The 26,230-nt window shown below is 40.3% G+C and carries 25 protein-coding genes and 1 pseudogene; 5 read left to right on the forward strand and 21 right to left on the reverse strand.

Going from position 1 to position 26,230, the window contains the following annotated elements; genetic code table 11:
* Window positions 1–89: 89 nt before the first annotated feature.
* The 3 genes from GC097_RS01170 to GC097_RS01180 all read right to left on the reverse strand — a co-directional run bounded on the left by GC097_RS01170 (window position 90) and on the right by GC097_RS01180 (window position 3,226).
* Window positions 90–1,460: a flavin monoamine oxidase family protein gene (locus GC097_RS01170; protein WP_171681511.1), complete on the reverse strand. Its 1,371-nt coding sequence runs from the start codon at window positions 1,458–1,460 to the stop codon at window positions 90–92.
* 64 nt (window positions 1,461–1,524) lie between these two features.
* Window positions 1,525–1,719: a hypothetical protein gene (locus tag GC097_RS01175; protein ID WP_171681512.1), complete on the reverse strand. Its 195-nt coding sequence runs from the start codon at window positions 1,717–1,719 to the stop codon at window positions 1,525–1,527.
* Between the two features lie 22 nt (window positions 1,720–1,741).
* The gene (locus tag GC097_RS01180; protein WP_171681513.1) at window positions 1,742–3,226 is read right to left on the reverse strand and encodes an Lsa family ABC-F type ribosomal protection protein; all 1,485 of its coding nucleotides are present in this window, start codon (window positions 3,224–3,226) and stop codon (window positions 1,742–1,744) included.
* 463 nt (window positions 3,227–3,689) lie between these two features.
* Here GC097_RS01180 and GC097_RS01185 point away from each other — a divergent pair, with 463 nt between their 5' ends.
* Entirely contained in the window at window positions 3,690–4,328 is a 639-nt protein-coding gene (locus GC097_RS01185) for a DUF1796 family putative cysteine peptidase (RefSeq protein ID WP_171681514.1), read from the forward strand.
* A 43-nt stretch (window positions 4,329–4,371) separates the two neighbouring features.
* Here GC097_RS01185 and GC097_RS01190 read toward each other — a convergent pair whose 3' ends face one another.
* From GC097_RS01190 to GC097_RS01200, 3 genes are all read right to left on the reverse strand, one after another.
* The gene (locus GC097_RS01190) at window positions 4,372–4,878 is read right to left on the reverse strand and encodes a DUF4188 domain-containing protein (protein ID WP_171681515.1); all 507 of its coding nucleotides are present in this window, start codon (window positions 4,876–4,878) and stop codon (window positions 4,372–4,374) included.
* Between the two features lie 39 nt (window positions 4,879–4,917).
* The gene (locus tag GC097_RS01195) at window positions 4,918–5,430 is read right to left on the reverse strand and encodes a TetR/AcrR family transcriptional regulator (protein ID WP_171681516.1); all 513 of its coding nucleotides are present in this window, start codon (window positions 5,428–5,430) and stop codon (window positions 4,918–4,920) included.
* Window positions 5,431–5,589: 159 nt separating this feature from the next.
* Entirely contained in the window at window positions 5,590–5,898 is a 309-nt protein-coding gene (locus GC097_RS01200; protein WP_171681517.1) for an ArsR/SmtB family transcription factor, read from the reverse strand.
* Window positions 5,899–6,136: 238 nt separating this feature from the next.
* Between GC097_RS01200 and GC097_RS01205 the strand changes: the two genes are divergently transcribed.
* A complete protein-coding gene (locus GC097_RS01205) occupies window positions 6,137–7,288 on the forward strand; it encodes an MFS transporter (RefSeq protein ID WP_171681518.1) in 1,152 nt (383 codons plus the stop codon).
* Window positions 7,289–7,367: 79 nt separating this feature from the next.
* On the opposite strand, the gene GC097_RS01210 is transcribed toward GC097_RS01205, so the two are convergent.
* The 10 genes and pseudogenes from GC097_RS01210 to GC097_RS01255 form a co-directional block, all read right to left on the reverse strand.
* The gene (locus tag GC097_RS01210) at window positions 7,368–8,447 is read right to left on the reverse strand and encodes a Ger(x)C family spore germination protein (protein WP_171681519.1); all 1,080 of its coding nucleotides are present in this window, start codon (window positions 8,445–8,447) and stop codon (window positions 7,368–7,370) included.
* Entirely contained in the window at window positions 8,447–9,568 is a 1,122-nt protein-coding gene (locus GC097_RS01215) for a GerAB/ArcD/ProY family transporter (RefSeq protein ID WP_246293873.1), read from the reverse strand. The genes GC097_RS01210 and GC097_RS01215 overlap by 1 nt, the downstream gene beginning before the upstream one ends.
* A complete protein-coding gene (locus GC097_RS01220; protein ID WP_171681521.1) occupies window positions 9,561–11,012 on the reverse strand; it encodes a spore germination protein in 1,452 nt (483 codons plus the stop codon). The genes GC097_RS01215 and GC097_RS01220 overlap by 8 nt, the downstream gene beginning before the upstream one ends.
* 107 nt (window positions 11,013–11,119) lie before the next feature.
* Window positions 11,120–12,256 (reverse strand): hypothetical protein, encoded by a 1,137-nt coding sequence (locus GC097_RS01225; RefSeq protein WP_171681522.1) that lies wholly within the window; start codon window positions 12,254–12,256, stop codon window positions 11,120–11,122.
* 380 nt (window positions 12,257–12,636) lie between these two features.
* Window positions 12,637–13,833 (reverse strand): MFS transporter, encoded by a 1,197-nt coding sequence (locus GC097_RS01230; RefSeq protein WP_171681523.1) that lies wholly within the window; start codon window positions 13,831–13,833, stop codon window positions 12,637–12,639.
* 72 nt (window positions 13,834–13,905) lie between these two features.
* Entirely contained in the window at window positions 13,906–14,958 is a 1,053-nt protein-coding gene (locus tag GC097_RS01235) for an LLM class flavin-dependent oxidoreductase (protein ID WP_171681524.1), read from the reverse strand.
* Between the two features lie 123 nt (window positions 14,959–15,081).
* Complete coding sequence (locus GC097_RS01240; protein ID WP_171681525.1) at window positions 15,082–15,363, reverse strand: ArsR/SmtB family transcription factor; 282 nt, start codon at window positions 15,361–15,363, stop codon at window positions 15,082–15,084.
* A 228-nt stretch (window positions 15,364–15,591) separates the two neighbouring features.
* The gene (gene hemC, locus GC097_RS01245; protein ID WP_171681526.1) at window positions 15,592–16,560 is read right to left on the reverse strand and encodes a hydroxymethylbilane synthase; all 969 of its coding nucleotides are present in this window, start codon (window positions 16,558–16,560) and stop codon (window positions 15,592–15,594) included.
* Window positions 16,561–16,684: 124 nt separating this feature from the next.
* Window positions 16,685–16,828: pseudogene (locus tag GC097_RS01250) on the reverse strand (GyrI-like domain-containing protein); the annotation flags it as partial.
* 6 nt (window positions 16,829–16,834) lie between these two features.
* On the reverse strand, window positions 16,835–17,740 hold the full coding sequence (locus GC097_RS01255) for a DMT family transporter (protein ID WP_171681527.1): 906 nt from the start codon (window positions 17,738–17,740) through the stop codon (window positions 16,835–16,837).
* 153 nt (window positions 17,741–17,893) lie between these two features.
* Here GC097_RS01255 and GC097_RS01260 point away from each other — a divergent pair, with 153 nt between their 5' ends.
* Window positions 17,894–18,787: a helix-turn-helix domain-containing protein gene (locus GC097_RS01260; RefSeq protein WP_171681528.1), complete on the forward strand. Its 894-nt coding sequence runs from the start codon at window positions 17,894–17,896 to the stop codon at window positions 18,785–18,787.
* A gap of 89 nt (window positions 18,788–18,876) precedes the next feature.
* On the opposite strand, the gene GC097_RS01265 is transcribed toward GC097_RS01260, so the two are convergent.
* The 5 genes from GC097_RS01265 to GC097_RS01285 form a co-directional block, all read right to left on the reverse strand.
* Entirely contained in the window at window positions 18,877–19,458 is a 582-nt protein-coding gene (locus GC097_RS01265; RefSeq protein ID WP_171681529.1) for a DUF5071 domain-containing protein, read from the reverse strand.
* A 109-nt stretch (window positions 19,459–19,567) separates the two neighbouring features.
* Window positions 19,568–20,146 carry a hypothetical protein gene (locus tag GC097_RS01270; RefSeq protein ID WP_171681530.1) on the reverse strand — a complete coding sequence of 193 codons (579 nt, stop codon included), beginning with the start codon at window positions 20,144–20,146 and terminating at the stop codon, window positions 19,568–19,570.
* Window positions 20,147–20,444: 298 nt separating this feature from the next.
* Complete coding sequence (locus tag GC097_RS01275; RefSeq protein WP_171681531.1) at window positions 20,445–20,732, reverse strand: type II toxin-antitoxin system Phd/YefM family antitoxin; 288 nt, start codon at window positions 20,730–20,732, stop codon at window positions 20,445–20,447.
* 401 nt (window positions 20,733–21,133) lie between these two features.
* Window positions 21,134–21,649: a DUF3841 domain-containing protein gene (locus GC097_RS01280; protein WP_171681532.1), complete on the reverse strand. Its 516-nt coding sequence runs from the start codon at window positions 21,647–21,649 to the stop codon at window positions 21,134–21,136.
* Window positions 21,650–21,933: 284 nt separating this feature from the next.
* A complete protein-coding gene (locus tag GC097_RS01285) occupies window positions 21,934–23,889 on the reverse strand; it encodes a hypothetical protein (protein ID WP_171681533.1) in 1,956 nt (651 codons plus the stop codon).
* A gap of 380 nt (window positions 23,890–24,269) precedes the next feature.
* Here GC097_RS01285 and GC097_RS01290 point away from each other — a divergent pair, with 380 nt between their 5' ends.
* A complete protein-coding gene (locus GC097_RS01290) occupies window positions 24,270–25,064 on the forward strand; it encodes a DeoR/GlpR family DNA-binding transcription regulator (protein WP_171681534.1) in 795 nt (264 codons plus the stop codon).
* Entirely contained in the window at window positions 25,054–26,199 is a 1,146-nt protein-coding gene (gene nagA / locus GC097_RS01295) for an N-acetylglucosamine-6-phosphate deacetylase (protein WP_171681535.1), read from the forward strand. Before GC097_RS01290 ends, nagA begins: the two co-directional genes overlap by 11 nt.
* Window positions 26,200–26,230 lie beyond the last annotated feature (31 nt).

Here is a 26,230-nt window from a genome sequence, read left to right on the forward strand (position 1 = left end):
TGCCTATTTTATCGTACATTTGCAGGACAAAAAGGAGCCTAGCCAAGTTCAATTGGGCTGAGCTCCTTTTGCATTTCGTTTTTGTTGATTTAACTTAGTCTACTTGAAATAATTTGATTTACAGCTCGTAACGCTGAAGAGATTGCACCTTCGATCCAACCGGGAAAAAGACTCGTATTATCCCCAGCAAAGTAAATTCTACCTTGTTCGGCAGACAGTGCTGGGAGCATTCGAATCATCTGTTTCGGCTTATACCACGCATATGCGCCTCGGGAGTAAGGATTATGATCCCATGAAAAGACCGTCCCACCTTCATAATGATGCGACAATTCAGGAAGCACCTGTTTGACTTCTGATACGGCTGAATGAAAGTTTTCCGCTCTAGATAGTTCTCGCGCCGATTCACCAGAGGAGTACGAACAAATTAACCCCCTCTTTGATGTCGTTTGAGTGAATGTAGCATCAAGCAACCATCCAATTTTCAGATCCGTATTTACGGTAGTAAAGGAACTTAAGTTGTTCCAGAATCTAGTTCGGCTTTGTATGACGGTACGCGTAACGGAAGTGGAAAGTTGGTTTTGAATGACATCATTTTTTTCTTTGCTAAGTGGCGGGGAAAAATGAATTGTACGCAGGACTGTAGAGGGAATGGCCACAATGACCCGATCACAGCAGATCGTGAACACTTCGCCAGAATTAGTAAATTGGATAGTTACCCCTTTATTACTATGTTCAATATGCGTCACAGCACATCCATAGCTGATATTAGAACCAATTGTAAGGGCAAGCTTTTTGGGTAATTGATCCATGCCACCTACTATCGTCTGTGTATTTCTTCCGGAACCAGCCATTTTTAGATCAAGCAGTCTTTGTAAGGCAGATACTTTGCGAATACCATCACCTAACATCTGCATATATCCAATTTCAAACAGCTTAATCGCACCCGAAGATGCACCTTGGCTTTTAAGATATTCTTCCATTGTCATTGAATCAAGCAGTACCGCTTGTTTTGTGGGCCAGCCCGGCATAAAAGGATTACCCGTCGCGTTAAGCCCCGGCTTGAGATACTTTTCCAGCATTCCTGCATATCCTAACCTTCTTTCCTCGGCTGTAAGTGAAACAGGCCACCAGGCAGGTTCAGCCGGCGAATCTATGATTAATCTCCCATCGATATAGGACAAACTTCTATTGGGAACTGGTATATTTATTAATTGAACCCCGGCTTGCTGGGCATAACGCAATGTGAGAAAATGATGTGCTCCAATGAACGCAGCTCCCATTTCGCAATACAAACCGTCAGCAAATTGATCCCGCATTGTGTATATGCGACCACCCGGTTGACTATTTGCTTCTAATAAACGCACGTTATATCCTTGTTTCATAAGCTCCAAAGTACATACCAAACCCGCCATCCCTGCCCCAATTACTACAATGCGCTCAGGAAAACGACCTATTGCCATAGAATCCGATTCCTCCAAAAATAACTTTTATAAATATCATATTATTATTCTATGCTGTCCGTTCTCAGTAAATAAATTGACTATTATTGGACTTTCTCCAGGGACAAGTTAAAATAAAAAAGCTCCCGTCTCTTATAAGTAAGACGAGAGCATGAATCCAATAGTAAATCTCCGACAATTTATTTTCGTGAACCTTCTCATTCGAAATGAACAGGTTCACATAATCATCTACAACCTCAACTTCAGCCTCAATCATCATTGTCCTCATCCTCCAAGAAAGGTTAGTTTGTCAGTTCTACAATCTTTGTCGCGATATTCTTGCAAAACTCGCTGTCATGCTCCACGAATAGAATGGTTGGGTTATACTCAAGCAGCAGTTCTTCGATTTGCATACGCGAGATGACGTCAATAAAGTTAAGCGGTTCGTCCCAAATATGCAAATGCACTTGCTCACTCAAACTTTTGGCGATCAGCACCTTTTTCTTCTGGCCGCCGCTAAACGCCGACATATCCTTTTCAAACTGAGATCTCGAGAAATCAAGTTTCCTAAGAATCGATTTAAACAAACTTTCGTCAATTCCTTGCTCCCTAGCGTAGTCCGACAAATTGCCACGAAGGTGGGAAGTATCCTGCGATACGTACGATATGCGAAGCTGACTATCCTTCCGTAAGCTTCCGGTGTAGCTTAGCCCCTCGCCACATATCAGCTTGAGAATCGAAGATTTTCCTGAACCGTTCGGGCCTATTAGTGCAATGGATTCGCCAGGCTCAATCGCAAAGCTTACATTATCGCATACCTGTCTTTCCCCGTAATAAATCGAAACCGCATCCAGCTCCACGAGTTGAGGCTTGTGATAAGAGAGCTGCGTAATCTCCAGACTTTCTGAGCTTTCAATATTTTTCAGAAGCTTGGATTTCTCTTCGATGGCCGATTGCTGCCTTTGTTCAATCGACTTCGAGCGCTTCATCATTTTGGCGGCTTTGTGGCCTACATAGCCTTTGTCGATTTTAGAGCCGGAATTTCTTGTGCCGTTTTTGCTTCTTTCTACTGCATGCGCCCAATCTCCAGTACGTCTGGACGAAACGGACAACCTTTTGATGTCCTTACGGAGTTTTTCGTCCGTCGCAAGTTCGAACTGATCCTGCCTCATCTTATTTTCCCACCAGCTCGAAAAATTGCCTTTCTGGATCTCAATATTGGTTTTGTTGATGGAGAGAATGTGATCGACGCAATGATCGAGAAATGCTCTGTCATGCGATACAAGAATGAACCCGCTCTTTGATCTCAAATATTGGCTTACAAGCTTCCTCGCATTCATATCTAGGTGGTTTGTCGGCTCGTCAATGAGCAGGAAGCTGTTTTCCTTAATGAACAAGGTCGCTAGCAGCACCTTAGTCTGTTCTCCGTTGGACAACGAATTGAAAGGGCGATACAAAACGTCCTCGGACACTTTTAAGAGCGAAAACTCCCGTATTAATTGCCAGTGCTCATAGTCCGGGTAAATTTCTTCAATGACTTCATACGTAAGACTTTCCTTGCGCTCCACATGGAATGGAAAATATTCAAACTCTACCTGCGACGAAATATAGCCGCTGTATTCATGCTTTTCGAGCAATAGTTGGAGAAACGTCGTTTTCCCCCGGCCATTTCTCCCTGTAAATCCTAATTTCCAGTCCGTATCCATCGTGAAACTGACATTTTCAAAGATATTGTCATAGCTGCCTTCATAGGCAAACGTTAGGTTTGATACGTTAATAGTAGACACTCTGATATCCTCCTTTGTCGAAAAAAAAAATTGAGCTGCAAGAAAGTTACCTTTCTTGCAGCTCAAAAAAATACGACAAATTCAACCCGTGCCAGGGTATGAAAAAGGATATATTTTGAGTGAAAAGAATAAGGTAACTTTCTTGCCAATAAGAAATAAAACATACGCTGTTCTATTCTTAGTAAAAGGGCAAGAAATATTACATTATCCTCTTCAACTCCAATCGTTAAATGTAGCTGAATTTTAACATATTCTTTTCATTGTTGCAACTTCCTTTAGGAAGTCTCAATTGCGACGAGCCGTTCGCTCTATGCCATATGCTTCCCCATAGAATCGTCAAATATAAGCAGCTATGTGAGGCATTACGTCGTATGTTTGCCCAGGCGCATTTTTAACATTTGCATACTTTAATTCAAAATGGTCATTGAAGAATAGTTTGGTTGTTGAGACGGGAGTGATAGTTATGAAATGGCGCGATTCCCTAGGTGGATATAGGTCCTACATTAGTCTGGGTTCCACATGTCAAACAGCATATCAGCTTAAAAGACTAGGCTTACGAAAATATGCGGGTCCCTTAGATTGGTTTGTTTCAGATTCGATTGGCGGAGTGATTCGTTTGATAGATCATCGTTTCAAGGGATTTATGGAACTTAGCCAGCTTGAACTCATTGGCACTACCAATGAATGTTTTGTTGTAAGAGATAACGCAAATGACGTTATATCTTTTCATGACTTTCCTATTTATCTCACCGCGGAGCATTGGAGTGATGCTTACCCCGCGTTTAAACAAAAGCTCAATCGACGCGTAGATCGGTTTTTGAGAAAAATACAAGGTCAACCGACTCTTTTTATTAGAACCAATTCGAATAGAAAGGAAGCGCAGAAGCTGCACGCAGCATTAAAACGGCTGATGCCTGGAAAGTTCCAACTTCTGATCGTGAATAACCACCAGGATGATCGCAAAGACGTGATTTACGAGGATTGGGGGATGAGTGGAATTAGCTCGGTGCTCCTTCCGAAAGGTGAAGACTGGAGAGGATTTAACCAAGCTTGGGATACGTGTATGAACGGCTTCAAATTGAAAGCTTCGTCCATTCGTTGAGTTTAACTCTTTTTTGATTTTCCCTCCTGATGATCTACGACGATTATTGAGGATTTACCGGAGTCGGAACGGCTGGCTCATTCTCCCCTCCCATACGGCGGCGCGACGTCTCCATTTTGCCAACAGCCGGAATATGCTCCGACACCTTCGCAAGACCAAACACCGGCATATTGCCGTATACGCACTCATACTCGTCAGCTCGGATCTTAAACGTTTCATGGTAGATTCCGACTGTTCCATCCGTTCCGACCTTGCGGTTGAAATTTCGCCATGCGGTAAGATGCTGCCCTCCACGGGCATACGCCTCCAGTTGCTCATACGAATCCCAATACTGCAGCAGATGGACGCTGCGCCAGCCCAGCATGAACTCCGTACCACGGAAGCCAAGTTTGCGATTGGTGTAAAGTTCCCGCAGCATGGGTCCCATGGCCATAAACACCGGCAGCCATTTGTGTACGGCCCAGAGCCGATTGACGCGCATGCCAATTAGGAATACGACGAAATCCCCCTCCATACGAGCTGTGTATCTTCCCGGTATTACTTTCGCCATTGAGATTCATCTCCCTCGACTATTCATTAATTAATTAGGTTATTCCATCTCACAGTAAGGTGAAAGCTCGGGCAGCTCCAGTATCTCTGACATTACCGCAGCCATCCCGAGGCCAATGAAGCTAGACGCCTGCAAGCTAGGCTGGGGAATCTGAGCTTCCTCGAATTTTTCCTTTACCACCTGATGAATATGGGCAAAGCCTTCCTGAACCTTTTGACGAATGATCGGCTCAGCCGTCGTGAACGCCTGCATCGACAGAAGCGTTTCATCTCGGTGAGTTTCCAACAGATCATAGAACGCTGTGCCCATTTGATCCATCAGTTGCTCCGCCGGCGCCTCAACTTCCCGGAAAATGCCTGCTATACGCTGGACGGACTGCTCCAGCACTGCGATAAAAAGATCTTCCTTCGTCTTGAAAAAATGAAACACATACGGCTGCGTAATCCCCACTGCGTGAGCGATATGTGCGGTCGTCGTCTTGTAATATCCCTGCTTGGCGAAGACGGTTACGGCTGCTTCGACAATTTGCTGTTTGCGGTCTTCTTTGGCCACTTCTCGATGCCCTCCTGATTTATTAATTACTTAATAAATACATGATCCAACGAAAGCTGTCAACATTTTTTTCCAATATATCGCCATAGTCGTTTGAATAAAAAAGATCGAAAAATGTTCGGTTACCAAATTAACCGGACGATTTTCGATCTTTTAGTTTTATTGATCAGTAGTGTCTGAGTGATTAATAAGTACTTCAGAAATTTTATCCAAATATGCTTGAAGAACCTCTGGTTTAAAAATTAAATTCATGTATTTTCCTTCACGTATATTTTGTATCAGACCCGCAACTTCAAGCTCTTTAAGATGATGTGAAATTGTAGCGGCGCTCACGTTATGAGTCTCATGCAAAGCGCTGCAGGGAAATGGTTGATTAGCCTCTCTAATTTCTTTAAGCATCTGAAAGCGCCTAGGTTCAGCAAGTGCACGAGAAATTCTCGCAAATTGTGATTCTGTCATGTCAGACATTGGCGTTCTCTCCTATCTTATCTTTATATAAGTATATATCCATCTAATTGTTTTTCGCAAGTAGTACTCTCATATATAGGGACTTGACGAAAGGGATGCTCAGTAATACACTTATACAAGCATCTAACTATTATTGAGGAGGATGAACCTTTTGGTTTTTTTATTATGGTGTCATTAGCTGTATTTATTTATTAGTTAACTAATTCATCTAAAGATAAATACGAGAGGATGACCACCGTTGAATAAAACATTGTTAATTTATATATTAGCACTTGGTATTTTTGGAATTATAAACACTGAGATGGGTGTTATCGGTCTTTTACCACAAATCTCTGAACAATTCGGCGTTAGTGTCTCAACTGCTGGTTTACTTGTCAGCTTATTTGCACTCGTCATCGCTATTTCTGGCCCTTTTATGCCATTATTCTTTTCTGGTATTAACCGAAAAAAAGCAATGTTGTTTGTTCTAGCTGTCTTTGTCATCACAAACTTATTTTCCGCATTTTCACATAGCTTTACCATGCTTCTGATTACTAGAATAATTCCAGCGTTTTTGCACCCTGTTTACTTCTCCTTAGCTTTTGTTGCTGCTGCAAGTTCTGTAAGTAAAGAACACACGGCTAAGGCAGTATCTAAAGTATTTATGGGTGTCACAGCGGGTATGGTACTCGGCGTCCCGATTACATCGTTCGTTGCCGATATCATTTCCTTACAAGCAGCTTTGTTGTTTTTTGCTCTCGTCAATGCAATTGCCTTTATTGGAATCCTTCTTTTTGTACCTTCGATGCCTGTAAATGAAAAATTATCATACGGTAAGCAATTAAGCGTCTTGAAAAAGCCAGTCATGTGGTTTAGTATGGCTGCTGCAGCTTTTATTTTGTCTGGGATGTACGCCGTATATAGTTTTTTTGCTGAATATCTGGACAAAGTTACGCAAATGTCCGGCAAAGAAATCAGCGCAATGCTTGTCTTATTCGGAGCAACCGGTATATTAGGTAACTTAGTAGCTGGCAGATTTCTTAGCACCAATGCCGTAAAAACAGCACTCGTATTTCCGTTTAGCCTCGGCATTGTTTATTTGCTTATGTATTTCATCGGCACCTTAAACATTCCAATGATGATTATTATCTTGGTTTGGGGGATACTCTTTACCCTCGGATTAAATATTTCACAATATTGGATTACATCGGCTGCAACTGATGCCCCGGACTTTGCTAATGGATTGTTTGTAGCTTTCGGGAACTTAGGTGTCACGATTGGGACCTTTATCGGGGGTATCTTTATTACCAATATGGGAACACAACATGTAATTTGGGGTGGACTTCTCTTTTTAGTCTTAGCATTATTGGCAATTGTTATGCGTACGACGTTCTATAAACAATCTGTTTAATAGTGTATGCTAAACTCTAATTCACAGCCTCGAATCGGGTATGAAATCTCGAATCGAGGCTTTTCTAATTCTTATATACTTATTTTTGAATGCCTGTCTCAGTAAGATTCATTTTCACATTTAGACTAACATTCAGTGAACGATATTGTTGACGCCACTCATCTTCGTTCCAGTTTCTTGTCCTGCTTCTTACAAAATCGCCTAATCCGAGGGGGTCCACTCCCTCTTTTTTAAACAATCGGATAAGATCCATACATGCTGTGGTAATATCGTTCTCAAAAATCTCTTTCAATCGCTGGATCTCTTGACTTGGGAATATAACCCCCTCTGATTCTGTAATTTGGCTGTTGATAGATAGGTTTATTTTTACAGTTGTGTTTTTCGTATCTTTCTCAATCTCATAGTTTACCTTTGATCCGACGTTTGTCACAACAACATGAGAACCGTCTTCCAATTGAGCTTCAAGAGTTCCCTGTTTTACATTGTTATGAAGCAGTTTAAAGAGATTCATTTGTTTCACGTTAAGCGATGTTACATACTTGTCATCTTTAAATAAAGCTAAACCTGAAATAGTTACTTGATCTCCTTTTAGTTTAAGAAGAGGCAAAACAGGATCCATGCCTTTGTTCGTAAGGGAGTATTCAAATTCATGAAGGTTTTGACTTGGAACAATTCCTTTCTTCACATTCGTTTCAAGTAAATTCACTAAAAACATTCCTTTTTCATCATCAAAACTGAAGTTCGATTGCAGCAATTCCTTGGCACTTCCATCGACAACGGCCAGGTACATCAATCGTGAAGCTTGAGCGTCCCTCCATGCCACATCCAATTCTTTCGAGAGTCCTTTTGTGGCAAGGTTTTTTCCAAATAAGATAAGTGAAATCTTCCCAGTATTTATAGGTTGGTTTAATTGCAGATTCATTAATGACTTAATATCTGCACTCGTTTGGCCAACCTTCGAAAGGACGATATTTGTAACGGAACCAGGATTTTTAGTTTTATATTTAGGGGTGGATATTGTGAATTCAATTTGATTATTTTTTACTTCATCGAAAGCACAGGCGATAAATATAGTGATTTCATCCAAATTTTGTTGTTTAATACATGCCGTTAATATTACCAAGAGGAAGGACAGTAACAAAAATAATAATCGTTTCATCATGTTCTTTTCACTTTCAATTTCATTCGGATTATGTCATATAAAAAAAGAAATGGTATGTACACATAAATGATGTAGAAACCAATTCGGGATAGCATATTTTGGATACCTTCAATGCTTTGTCGATCTGGTATCAGGCATACGGCAATGAAGATCACGATTAAAAAGAACGGCAGGACAGTTAATTGTTTTACATTAAATATGTTTTTTACCACCCGGCTTGATACCCACATCTCTATGCATACAATGGGAAATAACCCAAAAATCAAGAACGAAGCTCCTATAAAATCAAAACGTTCAATAAAGGGAAAATGTACAAATTTATATTTAGTAAACGCCGGCCATATTTCTTTTGAAAGTTGGTCGAAATTGAACAGTAGCAATGAGAAGAAAATAATGAGCAGATAAAAGAACGTTGTAATAAGGTTCCCTAAATGCGCCCACTTTTGCGATTTTTGTGGCGTTTTGATGAAGGTATAGCAGAACATGAGAATTTCAACACCTAAATAAGGAAATGTTAACTCTTTTGATGCTTGAATGATGTCGTGTAGTGAATGATTCATTATCGGTAACAAATTATTGTAGTGATAAAACGGTGCCGTAAAAAACATGGAGAAAATGAGGGTATGCTGTGCCAAACTAAGCATACAAATCCCCATAATGACACGAAATCCACCGGAAACTATGTAATAAACAAGCAAAAGCAGAACTAAAGCCAGTGGCCAAGCCTTTAATTCGGGAAATAACCAAACCTGAATGATTTCAATAAATAATCGCAGTTGAAAACTTGAATTGAGCAGGAAGTAAATAACAAAAAAGAAGTTAAGCCCCCCCCCAATCCATTTTCCGAAATGAATATGATGAATGCTTATCAGATCTGACTCATTACGATCTAAAATTTGATAAATCATCCAAATGACTACATGAAAGCTGATGCCGGTAAGAAGAACGGACACCCAGACATCTTGGCCAGCCCATTGAATCGGCTTGATCGCCATTGATAGATAGCCTAGTCCGTACTGTATCGAGTGTATCAATACGAAAACTAAATATGGTGACACTGTAAGCCGAGGATTATTCAATGAGTTCAATAGTATCACTCCCAAAACAGGCTCATTCATCGATATCTTTATTTAATTGTGCTTTTTCTTTATTGAATCTTATGGAATTCGGCGATCTAAAAAAACTAAATCGACGGGAAAACATAGAATACGGAGTACGAATTACACTATCATAAACGTCGGATTTGCGGAAAGGATAAAATGGAATAAGATAAGGCATTCCAAATGATGTTAATCGTAACAAATGTGTAAATACCGTAATGGCGCAGATTAAAATTCCTAATAAACCCCATATTTGCGCGGCGAGGATAAATGGAAAACGCAAAACTCGTATCGTTGCACTCATTCGATAAATAGGCGACGTAAATGATGCGAGAGCCGACAGGGCCACAATAATCAGTAAGAGGTTACTTGTAATGGATGCTTCAACTGCTGCGGTTCCCAGAACAATACCTCCGACAATTCCGATGGTTTGTCCGATTTTAGTAGGCAATCTAGCGCCTGCTTCCCGCAATAATTCAATTACAATCTCCATAATTAGCACTTCTACAACAGGAGGAAAAGGTACACTTATCCTGGAGGAAATAATCGTGGGGAGAAATGTATTCGATATGGCGTGACCATGATAAGTCATAACAGCGACATATAGGGGTGTTGCAAAGACGGAGAACAAAATAGACAGCATACGTATCACACGTATTACACTGCCAATGATCCAAGGCAAATAATAATCTTCATAAGATGTGAAAAATGATCCCAAATTTACTGGTGCAAACACCGCCGTTGGAGATCCATCAACTAGGATACAAAATTGGCCTGAAGTTAACGCCCATGCGACATAATCCGGTCTCTCGGACCCTACCATTTGAGGAAAAATGGAATTTGAATTATCTTCGATCATTTGCTGTACCAAAGTGATATCGCTGATTTGATTAAATTGCAATTCTTCTAAGCGCTGCAAACATGTGTTCAAGTACTGCTTATTCATAATTCCTTCTATATAACAAACTGCTACTTTAGACTTTGATGTGCTTCCTATGACAATCTCTTTTATACATAACTCGGGAATGGGAAGTCGTTTTCGGATCAGGTTAAGATTAATGGCTAAAGACTCAACAAACGCTTCTTTTGCACCTTCAACAGTGAATTCGATTTCAGGTTTTGTTACGTCACGTCCCTTAAATAAAAAGGCGTTTACCAATACACAATTGTGAATTTGTTCCCCACGTTGAATAACCACATAACCTTGTAACAACTTATCATGGATATATTTCGCATCACTGGATAATTCCTTTTCGGCAATTGGAATTATATTATACAATTGATTAATAGAAATGTTTGGATCCTTGTCCAGAAAATCAAGTATATGGTTGTGTAAAATTTTCGGATCAACCAACGTTTTAAAATACCCAATAAAATATTGATCAGAGTCCATTTGGTGTTCGTAACAAACAAAATCTGCGGATTGTTGATATTCCTTCCATTCTAAAGGAATTGAATTCATTTTTTCACACATCTTTCACTTATGTATTTCTTAAGTGTCATTATCTCATTACATGGAAAAAATTATTCAAAATATCTTAAGCAGGATAACTCAAAGATACTGGCTGTTTAAATATTTATTTTGGGCGTGTTTTCATTATAATTATTTACACCCAATGCTTTATTTTTCCAAAAAATATCTTTGATCAGTTCATCACTTTCCTCGGAACATCTTACCATTAAAAAAACTTCTGTTGACTTTATTCGACCAAACAAATCAATCGTAGGCATCTTTTTAATGGCAATTAACTTTATTACAAATCCCAGGACTCCTCCTGCGACGAGTCCAATTAATGCCCATATAACTGGACCAAGTTTAAGGAGAAAACCGTATATCCCACCTAAAAGCATAAAGATACACCCTAAAATTGTTGCAAGATCGATAAAGCTTACTCCATCCGAGTAATGGGCATTATCGAAGACTTTTGTCTTTTTATTTCGAACTTGCAGTGGCAGGGCGAGAATATCCGACTTCTTTACACCATTTTGCTCGAGTTCAGTTAAAGCGATTTCTACGGAAGCCGAATGTTCAAAAGATGCGACTATATACATTTCATCAGCCTTTCTCTCTAAAAGAAATGGAGTCTCGAATGATTTGCTTTGATACTCAGAAACTAGAAATTGTGCCTGGGACAGTTTATATTGTTTGTTATATTTAACGGCTTCCCAGTAAGCATAATACAGATAACCACCATAAATTGAAGGGATAAACAAAAACCACTGGGGATCAATAACTTCTTTGGCTACAGAAAAATCTCCTGTAAAACTATAAAATAACCCCACGTAGAAACGGGATAACGCAATGGTTACTGACCAAGTTATAATACTAAAGAAAAAGGAAAACACACGGTTCAAATATAATGAACCTAAGCCTGGCATCATCATTTCCCAAAATAACGATACGGAGGGGCTTACCTTAGTAAATGCGTTTACATTAAAAGTGGACATCGATGTTACTTTCGTTGTTTCCGTCTTTCTGTAAGATAAGACATAAGTATTATTTAAATCGACTGCTCTTCGGTAGGAATCAAACATAGTAAATATATAAACACCTATGTACATATAAAAAAAACGCAAATCAATGACGTTTATAGCATTTTGAATATCCCCAATCATTGAATAATAAATAGCTTGATTTACTTTCGCCAGATTGTTAATGGTGAACTCAAAGATAATTAGGCAGTAACCGATCAAATTGCTATTCATTATACAATGTCCATAACCAGGGAACGCTGCTGACCACCATAAGGGTATCCAGGGATTTAAAGGGTGTATAATGTTAGAATTATATGTTGCACTTTTTACTAATCGTGGATATTTAATCACGAAATGAAGCACCCCATTTTACAGGTTGGTTATATTAGGTATTTTTATCGAATACACCCTTTTTTATTCTATTTCATTTACTTTCATTGGCCGTTATCGGCACGTAACCCGTACACTTCATAACTGTAATAAATGCGAGAAGCAGCCGATTACCGGCTGCTTTCTTGTGTGTTGATCATTGATTTATTATACTGTCTTACACCGCAGTGGCGGATTGCTCTTCGTGAAGAGCGCAACATACTTATTAATAGATAATGTTCTCAAACCCTCGTCTGATCGGCTACGCTCAATTTTTGTTCCACTATAGCAGATCTACGACGCATGGATAAAGAAAAAATAGCTGGGATGAGTCCAATTGCGACACCAACTCCACCAAACCAACCGACGGCTGTTAGAGAGATGTTTTCTACAATAATGCCACCGATTACAGCACCAACGGCCATGCCCAACTGCACGATTGAGCTGTTCAAACTGAGGATGATCCCCGAAGCCTGAGGAGCCATACCGATTAAATAAACTTGTTGAACCGGCCCCGTCGACCAAGCGAAAAAGGACCATAACATAAGCAAAGGCAATACCATCATGGACGAATGGGAGAACGCCGCCAGTAATAATAATATGCCAGAGTGAAAGATCAAGCCTCCAATCATCGAACGCGGGATCCCCCATTTATCAACACCGAAACCGCCAGCTTGGGAGCCTAGGAGACTAGCCAGCCCAAATGCAAACAACCCGATGCTAACCATCCGTTCGCTCATGCCCGTAATGTTCAGAAGAAACGGCGTAATATAGGTGTACAGAATCATATATCCCAATATCCAGAAAAAACCGATGGAAAGCGCGACAGAGATTCGGGGACTTTTTAACAAGGCGAGCTGTTCCCGAATAGAAACGGGAGTCTCTACTTCTGATCTCGGAATTGTCAGCATAAGGACCAACATAGCGATCAAACTGAGGACTCCGATCCCCGTGAATATGATTCTCCAATCAAACGACCCAGCAATAATCCTTCCAAGGGGGACGCCTACAATAAGCGCTACGTTAAATCCCAATAAAACCTTAGCGATAGCGCTACCCTGTTTTCCTGGTTGAGATATTTTGGCTGCAACGGTCAGGGCGACGACCATAAATACCCCCGTGCTTATTGCCATAATAATTCTTGCTCCGATCAGCATACCGTAACCTGTGGTTGTGACGGTGATCAAGTTCCCTACGAAAAATAATCCCAAAGCCGTCAGCATAAGCTTTCTTCGATCCATTTTTGCTGTAAGTGCAATAAGAATCGGGGTGCCAATGGCATAAGCAAGCGAATAGACCGTAATCAGCTGTCCTGCCCCTGCTAACGACACGCCAACATCCCTTGCGACCATATCCAAAATGCCGGCAATTACGAATTCCGAAGTACCGACTAAAAAGCTGATAATGGCGAGAATATAAATTTTCAATGAGTCTTTCATCTGTTTCTCTTCCTCTCGTTTCTATAGTTCTAAATATATAGAAATAATGATTAAAAAAATAAGTTCCCCGTTTTACTTCTGACGAGCGAGCTCCTTACGCACAATCGGTGCTACTTTGGTACCGAGAAGCTCAATCGTCCGTAGTAAGTCGCGATGCGGCAACGTACTGAAATCGATATACATCATGAATCGAGTTAATCCTAAGTTCTTATGCAACAATACGATCTTCTCTGCGACATATTCGGAGTCCCCGACATAAAGAGCACCGTGTAGGCTTCGGGCTGCATCGTACGTGTCACGTGTATAAGGAGACCAGCCTCGTTCCCGTCCAATCTGGTTCATTTGAGAGGCCATGACCGAGTAATACCGTTCTGTTGCATCTTGTGTCGTATCTGAAATAAAGCCATGCGAATGCGTAGCAATTTGCAACTTATTCGGATCGTGACCTGCTTTCACCGCGGCTTCCTTATATAACTCCACCAAGGGTGCGAATCTCTCCGGTGGCCCCCCCAGTATGGAAAAGACAATCGGAAGTCCCAGCAAGCCGGCACGAATAGCCGATTCTGGGTTGCCACCTGTGCCGATCCAGACAGGCAAACGTTCCTGTTGTGCACGAGGATAGATGCCCATGCTGTCAATCGCCGGACGATGACCGCCGCGCCAAGTCACCTTTTCAGAATCGCGAATCTTCAACAGCAGTTCTAGTTTCTCTTCGAACAATTCCTCGTAATCTTGGAGGTCATAGCCGAATAGCGGAAACGATTCAATGAACGAACCCCGTCCGGCCATGATCTCCGCTCGCCCATTCGATAGACCGTCTAGCGTTGCGAAGTCCTGGTATACCCGCACCGGATCATCCGAAGATAACACCGTCACAGCGCTCGAGAGACGGATCCTCTTCGTTGTAGCGGCAGCGGTGGCCAGAATAACGGCTGGCGACGAGCTTGTGTAATCAATTCGATGATGCTCTCCGATGGCATAGACGTCAAGGCCGACTTGATCTGCCAATTGAATCTCTTCTATCGCTTGGCGCAGCCTTTGAGGGTGCGGTATACCACCATTTCCGGGATTTGCATGGAGAAATGTGCTCATTCCAATTTCCATCGTATTAACTTGACCGCTCATAGTTATTCTCTCCTTTGTTATGTTTGTAAAAATGCTTGTTAAAAGTCATCACATTATTTCGTGGATGCATACCTCCAATGAATTCTACAGTTCTAAATATATAGAATTGATTTTCAAAAAAAATTACGTAAGCAGATAGGGCGCATATTTTTCCGCTATTTCTCGATTGACGTTATAGTGAATGAACGATCCATTTTTACGAAAATCAATCAAACCAGAGTCCGTCAATTGCTTCAGATGATGCGATAGGGTCGATCCTGCAACCGATTCAAGCTTTTCACCGATGGCGGTAAAACATAAATTACTCTCTTTCACAAGCAACTTAGCGATTTTCAGTCGGGTAGGTTCCCCCAAAGCTTTATACAATTTAACCGCTTGCCTCATATCTTCTTGATTTTCTCCCATCCTTATCACCTCCCCGAATCTCTTCAGTAATTCTATAACTGTCGAAATCAATATTAGCACCTCACCGAATAAAAGTAAAGGGGGATTCAGGGCTCCTTCGTAACGACGAATCGCTCATCCAATCCCTAATATCCCCCACTATGTTTACGCTTTTCCGGCGGATTAATGTTCATGATAATGCACATAATAAGCGGCAGCAGCGGCTAATTCACAGACTAACGTTCTGAGTTAGTGCGACATTGTTTCAGTCAAAATTTTCTCCGCTCCATTGCCAATCAACAATTTTGCTACCTCTTCACCCACTTGAACAGGCAATTCACCAGTATGGGTTTCTCTGAGAATAATTGAACCGTCCGATTTCCCTACCATACCCGTTAACGTTATCTCCTGTAGAGCATGTTCCGTTGCTTCTGCTTCTCTATTTGGAGCTTGATTCAATACAGCAAATGCACCAATTGGCACGTGACATCCACCGTTCAATACCCCGAGAAATGTTCTCTCTGCTGTTACCTCCAAAGCTGTTTGTGGATCATTATACAAATTCAGTAGCTTCCTTAACTCAGCATCATCTTCACGACATTCAATACCGAGAGCGCCTTGTCCTACAGCAGGCAAGAAAGTTTCTGGTGATAAAATTTCTGTAATGCGGTCCTCCCAGCCCATCCTATTAAGCCCTGCGACTGCTAAGATTATCGCGTCAAATTCACCATTTTCTAACTTACGAAGACGTGAGTCAATATTCCCTCGGATCGGCTCAATGATAAGATCAGGTCTTAGTGCCGCTAACTGGCTCGATCTCCGCAGACTGCTCGTACCTACACGCGCACCGTACTTTAAATCCTTAAGTCCAGCACCGCTCCTAGAGATCAGACAATCACGTGGGTCTTCACGTTTTGGAACAGCACCATTAATAAGCCCTTTAGGAAGCTCGAAAGGCATGTCCTTTAGACAGTGCACCGCCATATCGATTTCTTTATCAAGCATGGCCTGTTCAATCTCTTTTACGAAAAGACCCTTACCCCCAACTTTAGACAAAGTTACATCCAAAATCAGGTCACCCTTGGTAACTATATTTTTTAACTCGAACGTAAAATCCATTCCGTGCTCTTGGCTAAGCAGCGTCAAATCGGAAATGACTTGTTCCGTTTGTGTCACCGCAAGTGCACTCTTTCTGCATCCAACCACAATTTTCCTCATTTGTATACTCCCAATCATGTTTTTGAGTCACCATTAAAAACGAGCGCCTCATCCAGGAGGACGTTCTACAATGAAGTTTAAATGACAAGATAAGCAAAATCAACTTTTAGAAATCATGTCAGTCTTAACTCTTTTTGATGGGGATCCATATTTCACTTTTAAAATTTGGCGATGTGATATCTTTGTGCTCATTCCAAAGAATTTCAGGCCCGTTACTTAGCTCATATCCCGATGATGGAAACCATTCCGAATATATTCGTCCCCAAATCTAGACTCAAGTATTATTTTGAACCTTGAACTTTAAAGATTTTGACCAAAAATACATTCCCATACCGAATAGAGTCATCATACCGCCTAAGAACTGAAATAATGAAATTTTTTCACCTAGTAACAGATAGGCAAGAATAATGGCAAGAACAGGTTCTCCAATTATACCTACCGATACAGTTGTCGCTCCAATTGATTTTAACAATAAATTAAAAATACATTGACCAAAAATAGTTGGGATTATTGCAAGCAGCAAAAAATAAGTCCACTCTGATGAGTTGTATTCAATGAAAGAGTAATTATTTAACAAATTGTAGATGAGCATGACGATACCACCAATAAAAAATACGAAAATACTGTACACATTTGCATCCATTTTGCGGCTTACTTTTTGCCCTGCCAACAGATATGCTGAAACGAAGATTGTGCCTATTAATGATAAAACATCTCCAATTAGCGCTTCTTTCGAAATCCCTATGTCTCCCCATGCTATAATGATTGAACCAAAGAGAGCGGCAACCAAGCAAAATACGGTGAACAGATTAGCTTGTTCCTTGAACAAAAAGTATGAACCGATCATTACAAATAAAGGCTGTAACGACAATATGACCATGGAGCTTGCAACTGAGGTATAAACCAATGACTCCATCCAAAATAAAAAGTGTAATCCTAGAAAAAGACCGGCTAAAACAACGATACTCCAATCTTTTTTATTCATATCTAGGGTGCGAAACATTTTCCAAGGTATAAAAGGGAGCAAGATTACTACGGAAATAAACAATCTGTACATTCCAGCCACAGAAGTAGGTGTATTAGAAAATTTTATCATAATAGACGAGATTGAAACGGACAGTATGCTGATGAATAACAAAATAAACGGATGAGATGTTAGAGAAGGTTTTTTAAATTTCATCATTATTCCTCCAAGCTGAGACAATTACCTGTGCACAGAAATTGTAATGGTAAGCCGAAGCTGGATATAATAATATCATCATTAAAGTTTATTTTGTGTAACTATATCATTCATTTATATTGAAATATCGTCAAATAAAGGGGCACATGTACGTTGAAAAAACAATTGCATGAAATCATTCAGTATCCTGACGAAGCATTTCCATACATTATGTATACCCATACTAATCAAGGATCTACTCCTGAAGGGAGAGGAGTTAACGATCTACATTGGCACGAAGAATTACAAATTACTTTAGTGACCAATGGAAAACTAACTATACAAATAAATGGAATCGATTATCATTTAGAAAAAGGGCAAGCCATTTTTATCAATAAGAGCGTCCTTCACGTGGTTACACACCTAACCCATGACGGTCAATATGTCAGCTTTAACTTCCCGGAGAAGCTGCTCGCCTTTTATTCAGAAAGTGTCATGGAAAAAAGCTATGTACTTCCTTATACGAATTCTTTTTTATTATCATTAGAAATCAAAGGAGATGCGGAGTGGCATAAACAAATCTTGCAAATACTCTGGTATATGAAGAATGAATTTGAAATGAAAAAGAACTGGGGATGGCAGTATGAGGTTTCCATCAAAACCGTGCAATTGTGGCTAATACTAATATCTAATATATCCCTTACTTCAGATGAGTCCTCTAAACATAACAGACTCCAACAAGAAAGACTGCAATTAATGCTCAGCTTTATCCATCAAAATTATTCAAACAATATTACTTTAAAGGAAATTGCTGAGGCAGCTCATTTGAGTGTCTCGGAGTGTACCCGCAGCTTTAAAAAAAGCATTCATATGACTCCTTACTACTACATGGTTAAGTACCGTATTAAAAGGAGCGTCGAGCTGTTAGAAACTACTGACTATACGATAACCGAAATTGCCCATCGAGTAGGTTTCAATCATGCAAATCATTTTATCCAGTCTTTTAAAAAGCATCGGAACATTACACCTAAGGAATTCCGCAAAATTAGAAATGAACTGACAACATAATAAGCCTCCGCGATTTGCTCATTTTCTGCATTAGAATTCAAAATTATCGTACCAATACTATTAGGTTTAATTGCCTTTTATACACGAATTTACCCAACTATCATTTCCAATTCACTTAGTTCAGCAAAAATATCAATGTTCCGAGTATTCTGTAGTTTTACTTTTATTAATGTCAAGATTTCTTCGGGATTTAGAATTTCAAATTGAACCAGTAACTTTAATGCTGAAAGATGTGTTTGTTCATAATCAAATCCAGAAGCTAAATGTATTAATTCTTCATCTAATTGTCTAACAAGATCTTCAGACCAGTTTTTTAATATACATTCTATAATCCAATATTGCCAAATCGCATCGTTAGTTTTAAGTGCTTCTCTAATAAATGGTATTAATGGCTCTTTTATTGAAAATAATAGCTCTGATATTTTGATTGCTCCTGGCCAATTCATATCCATTATCCATTCTAAGAGCCCAGAGAGTATAAACTTTACTCTCGGATACCCAATCTCTATCAATAGATCTGCCGCGCTTTCCCAATGCATCTTATCTAATGGTTGAACAAGGAGTTTAAGTTCCAAATCCTGTAATTGTTTTAATTGCTCTTTAGCAAATTGATGTTGATCATGAGGAGTATCCCTCCTCAAATAACTTAATAATTGATTTACATCATTCAAGATCTCACCCCACTCATGAGCCAATTTATTTCATGTAACCTCGAGCAAATCTAGGAGCTTTTCCTCCTTAGCGTGATACAGTGTTAGCTGATGGGACTCCCTCTTTCATTTATAAAGGCAAAAAAATATTTATTAATTTATTTAGAGAATTCACCTGATCTTTCCTATAAGCTCCTACTAAAATACTTTGACCTAGGTCTGAATAATAAAATCTTCGTTCGCTTCCTTGTTCTTTTAGTATCTCTGAAAAAATCTTAAAAATGTTAAGATCTAACCAGTCGTCCATGAATTCTAATTCATAATTATAAAGTTTCTTGTTAATGGAAAAAGAAATCTTGACTTCTTCATTCTCAAGATTAACATAATCTTTAATTTCATTTATTGAAATCTCGTCCTCTAGTAGTTCAGCTATTCTTTTAATAACTGAACTGTAGTCTCCATGATTTTCAATACATTCACTATCAAAATGCCATATGTCTTTACTTGGAAAGGTAAAGATACCACTTGTAAGTTCTATTTCAGAACCCATATCTATAAGAAGTAATAAATACGGCTTTTCTTCATATTTGCTATGCTGCGAATCACTAACTATCTGATCCAGTTCTATTTCATTGAGTCTAATTCCAATATTCTTTAAACTCTTGTATTGCTCAGCAATTTTCTGTTTTTTCTTAAACCTACTGAACAAACTGATCGCATCCTTTTAAGATATTTAATATTCCTTGCTATATTTTCATCTAACCTTCTCCGTATTCACGATTCCGAGAACATTCCTGACCAAATTATCACAATGAAAAAATCAGGCTTCATAAAATTATTAGCACGCCTGATTTCATCCATTGCATATATTTTCTTTTATGTCATTCGCATCATTTAATCATCTAGCATCCAATAAATCAGTAGCAGCCTTTGGTACGTGAAGCGTATCCACAATGTAGTCGGATATATTCTTCAAATCCTCTAATGCCAAAGGCAGGTAGTGCAGCTTAAACATTTTTCCCATCGGCCTTATCGGCAAGCCTTGCCCTTAATTCCGAAAACACTTCTTCATGCGAATATCGTTTATCCGTAGACTTTGCTTCAAGTTCAGCTTCTTTAAGTTTGAAATAAATTTCACTTTCAAATTGCTTTCGCTCATACGCTTCAATACTCATCACAACCATATCGCCATAACCATTCTTAGTCAAAAATACGGGTTCTGATGTTTCGTGTACAACCCTTGAAATTTCAGCGAAATTATTGCGCAAATCCGAAATGGGTCTTATATGTGGCATGTCATCACCCCTAATTAATGTGACATAATTTTATCATAATTATGCTAAATCATAAATGAGACTGCTGTTCATGATTGCCCAAACACAACGGGGAGACGAGCGCCTCCTCTGAATTTTTTCTCAACCTAATTAGTTACTTTACTCTCATCAAGTTGCGAAGCGGTGACGCTTTCCGATGCTGAGGCCGCTTTTCTGGCCTCCACAGGTTCACATACTTCTTGACCATATCTTGCAAGGAATGCCCCATGAGATCGTGCAAGCTATACGGATTGTTTTCAGAAGATGAAATACTGGCATAAGCGAATTCTATATACGAGGTAGTACGCGTAGTGGTAAATTCCTTTGCTCCAATTAAGTTTGCTTTTGCAAATACATTGTTACCTCTCAAGATAGGGGATAAATTAACTTCCTATAAATGTCTGTATATATTTGATGCTAGATAATGCTACACCTCCAGTCACTCCTTGTAGGTCTTCCGTTCCTTTCCAATATTCACATTGGGACAATTCTTTATAATTAAATATTCGCTCCCAGCTTTCTTCTTTACTCATACTTAGGTTGCCTGACTCGACCAACTGGTCTTCTTCTTCTGTTAGGCTAAGAAACTCATTACATAACACAAGGTGCCATGCTTGAAAATCGGATAATAATACGTCTTCTACTTTCATATCTACACTTAGTAAAACTGCCTTTTCCCCCTTGTTAATGTATCCTGAATATCTCAAATCAGGTCTTTTCGGCCACAACCAAATAGGATACTCCCCTTGATAATTGGGCAGTCTCTTTCGCATCTGATCCATCATCCATTGGTAAGGTTCTAAAAAATCTTCCCAAATGAAATTAGGGTTCCCGATTAAATGTCCTAAAGCAAGAGCCTCTTCCCAAGCCTCATAAGTTTGTATTGTCCAAAACCTCATGATCCACCTACATTTATAAATAATCACTTTTATCTCGCGCATACATATACTTCGTGAAGTATGATTAATAACCTGCCCGTCCCTCGGGTTTGAGCGTGCGGTAACAGTGAAAACCCAACAACCTTTCCCTAAATCTTACTCCGCTGCACGATTATTCCACGAATAGTCTGGAGGTATTCCAACCCCTGGCTCTACGGTTCTAAGCCCTTTTCGGACAGAAACCCGCTCCTCCGTGCTATCTTTTTACAATCCTGCGTATGAGTCAATATATATTTTACTAATAGTTACTTCGTCCGTTGTACCGTGAAATCTTGTTGCCATAAGATCCTATTGCCAATCTCGAGTTTCGCTCGTAGCTGGTTAGGCCCGACTTTCAGTGGTTTGATAGCATCGTATTGGAACTGAGCTATGTCCCATTGCAGAGGTGCGATCCATTTCGCATAAGTATGGACGGCCTCTGTCGGCGGGGCTCCGAGCTCTTCGACTGTCAGTCTAGGCCTTTCCTCAGGTGAAGCATTGACGGGAAGTTGCTGTATATTGTCTTTAAAGGACACATTGAGCGTTATTCGCTCTGACTCGACCGATGCAGGGATGGTAAGAGCAGTCACATTGTACGCCGGAAGCGTAAAGGTAAGAGAATTATCAACCTTAGCGATGAGCGAACCAAACAGATTTCGTACATCAGCTTCTTTTAGATATAACTCCCCGTCAGATGAGATCTGAGGCGCTGCTGTTAAGCTAACCTGCCCAACTTCTTTGCCTTCCCAAAGCGTTAATGCCTGCTGTGTGCCGGGTTGAATACGGAAGCCATAGCTGAACTTGCTTTGATACGTGGTCCAGCCATTTGACTCACTCTGAGCGTAACGAAAGCCCTCGGATAAAAATGGAACGGATACGAACCAAGCGTTATCTTGGGTATATCCAACTTTTCGGTCCAGCATTTTCAGTTCGTTACCATCAATTTTCGCACTGTTGTAATACAATGTGTAAAATGACATTTCTATAGCAGGATCAGGTCCTAGACCGATAATGCGATCAGAGTAAGGATTCAGTTTTAACCAGACAAGACCGACATAAGAATTGATCTGGTACCATCGGTTTCCTAATTCATCATCCCAGTAGCGAATTGGGTGAAGGATTTGCGGTGAAGCTTGTGCGAACTTATACCAGGTACCCGAGGTCGGATAGCTCATAAGCTCTGCATTGGAGTTCAGTTGAATGGTCACATCGGTCGGCTTGGCATCGATAGGATCGGCGAACTGTTTATTCACCCAGCCATCACCTGCCGAGGTATGGACATGATACCAGACTGGTTCTTTTGTCGTATTCCCATATGGATTGTTATCAATCCGCTCGAACACTTCCGAACTTTGAGGTTCGAGAATCGCTACCTCTTCCCCATTAGAATGCGGTTGTGCAAAAAGGGTTGTTCTCATATCAAGATTTATGGTTTCATTCGATACTTTGATCTCCGCTCCTCGAGTATTTGCCCATCGAACGCCGTTCTCTGTCTCCACTCGATAGGTAGTGCTGTTGAATGGCGATATGAATTCACCGGTAATTTCTCCCGTGCCTTGCGGTATACTCGTATCGTACATGAAATATGCCTTTTGTGGTTGAATACTCCGCAATTTCCCAATGTGATTCAGTGAAATATGAATCCACTGATCGCCAAGCCAGGTTGTATGGACTTGTAGCCATGTCATCGTGCTGCCATCGTACGTTTCCATTGCAAACCAATGTTTCATTGCAGCAACCACTTCGACATCCTGTGGTGCCAGCGTCCCTGTTGATGGTGTATTCGTATTTGGGCTGGCGTACATTAGCGTATTATCTAAGAGTGATACTTGCGTGGGAGGAGCTACTTCTAATGCGCTTGAAGGAACATTAATCCACTTATCTCCGAGCCATGTGTGTACTTTCCACCAAGTATGCTCTAGCGACCAAGGCATACCGGCCTTGACTACTTGCACCTCCTGAGGAGCCAAATAGCCCTGAGGAGTGCCACCAGAATCCTCATACTTATCGTAAAATGGGATTCTGCTTAGCAACCGAATGACAGCAGGTACTTTACCTGATTCGGGTATATCTGAAGGAAACATCTCGTATTGAATTTCTGGCTGCACGCTAGGTATGGGCTTCCAAACAACTGTTGCTCCTTCCGCTGGTGCATGGATTGCTCCTGTCATGATGAATTGCGTTCCCACCACAGCCGCGATGACTATTCTTCTCCAGCTCATCGGATCACATCCTCTCATTCCTCACAATTTAAATGATTACAATTGGTTATACTCGGTATTTATTCCAAAGTTTTACTTTTAATGTAAACTTCACGTAAAGCGATAACCGCAATTGCAGGCAAAATTCATTCACGATTATGCACCTATGTTTGTAGCTGACCAGTTTTTTTGTTTTTTGCGGTGTCGTCGTCGTTGTCGCCGTCCCCAAATTTAACTCCCTTATCATCAAGGAATGTGATGGTAATCTTAGCATCCGGTGAAACATCAGCTTGATTTATTGTAGAAAGAAAACCTCTTACAAGTTACTACTTAAATATACTTAAAAATAACTTTAATATACTTAATTAATATGATAAAGTTACTTATAAGAGGTGAGAACAATGTATCAAGAAGAACGATTACTGAAAATACTCGAATATATTAATAAGCACCATGCTATGAGTGTTATGGATATCTGTACTCTTCTAAATGTATCTAGGGATACAGCTCGAAGAGATATTGTTAAATTAGTACAAGAAGGGGTCGTTATTCGGACACATGGAGGCGTCGCACTGCCTCAATTGCAGAAGGAAATTGCCTCTTATCAGGAACGATTAATTGACGAAACAGACAGTAAAAGAAAAATCGGGAAGTTAGCAGCTAAACTGATTCAAGATCGGGAAACCGTCATTTTAGACGTATCAACTACCGTACAATCTGTAGCAGAACAAATTTCAGCTAAAAATATTACAGCTATCACACATTCCATTGACATTGTAGGGATTCTATCAGGTAAGGAAGATCTGCAAGTCTATGTGCTCGGCGGCTATTTACATGCCAAAAATCGGTTATTATTTGGACCCTCCGTCATCGATAAGCTAAGAGAATTAAGAGCTGATAAGGCATTTATCGGAGCTTCAGCTATACGAGCCGACGGGCTTTACTTTCCATACGAAGATGATGTTTCTGTTAAAAAAGAGATGGCCCGCCGATCGGATCAGGTCATTGTTGTGGCTGATTTTACGAAGTTTACAAGCAAATCTGTTTATCGTTTAGATTTTGACTTTGTAGACATTTTGATTACCGATCAAGAGGTGCCAATTGAAATAAGAGAAGTACTTGATAATAAAAATATAACGATTATTCAATGTGAGGAGAAAGACAAATTCGAGGAGGAAAACAGAGATGAGTCTTAAAATTTTACACAATGTAAACGTGATTCATGAAGATAACTCTGGTCAATCTGCAACACTTTGGATACGAGACGAAATTATTGAAAAGATAGAAACTGGCCTATCTCCTCTTCCTGAGGGTGCATATGAACTTATAGATGGTCAAGGTCATTTGTTAATACCAGGCATGATCGATGTTCATATTCACGGTGCCAATGGGTTCGATATGATGGATGGGAGTGAGATGAGTATTCAGGAGGTTTCTCGGGCTTGTGCAGAAACGGGATGCACATCGTTTCTAGTCACTTCCGTCAGCTCTACGATTGAAGAATTATTATCCATGATTCGTAGTGTGAAACGTGTAATAGGCCATGAAGTCGGAGCCAAAATTGCAGGGATTCATCTAGAGGGTCCTTACTTGAATCCGAAGCGTAAAGGTATGCAAAACGAACGATTTTTACGTCATCCGAATCTTAATGAAATGAAAGATATTTTTAACGAAGCAGATGGACTGATTAAGATGGTTACAATAGCCCCCGAATTACCTGGCGGGATGGAACTCATCTCTTTTCTGAAGGAAATGGGAGTAGTTATCGCCGTCGCGCATTCGGATGCCACATACGAGGAGGCCAAGCAAGCTTTTGATGCAGGAGCGAGTCATGTTACACATTGCTTTAATGGCATGCGTCCGATTCATCATCGGGATCCCGGTCTGGTTGTAGCCGCCTTTGAAGCCGAACATGTAAGCCTCCAAGCAATTGTAGATGGCATTCATTTGCACCCTGCGATCGTTCGAATGATGCATCGTCTGAAAGGAGCAGATGGCATGGTGCTTATCACAGATGCTTTGCAAGCCATGGGGCTAGGTGATGGGAATTATATGTTCGGTGGCCATCATGTTACGGTTTCCGAAGGTGTAGCTCGCCTAGAGGATGGGACTTTAGCCTCCAGTACGGTTACGATGAATGAGGCACTGCGTCTAACCGTAGAAACCGGCATTTCTTTAATAGACGCAGTTAACATGGCTTCAAGATCACCTGCACGAATACTTGGCCTTGATACAATAGGTAAGATCTCCGAGGGTTCTGAGGCTGATCTTGTCTTGTTAGATGAACATTTTCAAGTTCAATGGACAATGATTAAGGGTCATATCGTTTAATACCATTGGAAAGAAGTAGTGGCTACAGACC

Origin of the sequence: Paenibacillus planticolens (genome assembly GCF_013141725.1) — a bacterium.
Taxonomy (GTDB): domain Bacteria; phylum Bacillota; class Bacilli; order Paenibacillales; family NBRC-103111; genus Paenibacillus_E; species Paenibacillus_E planticolens.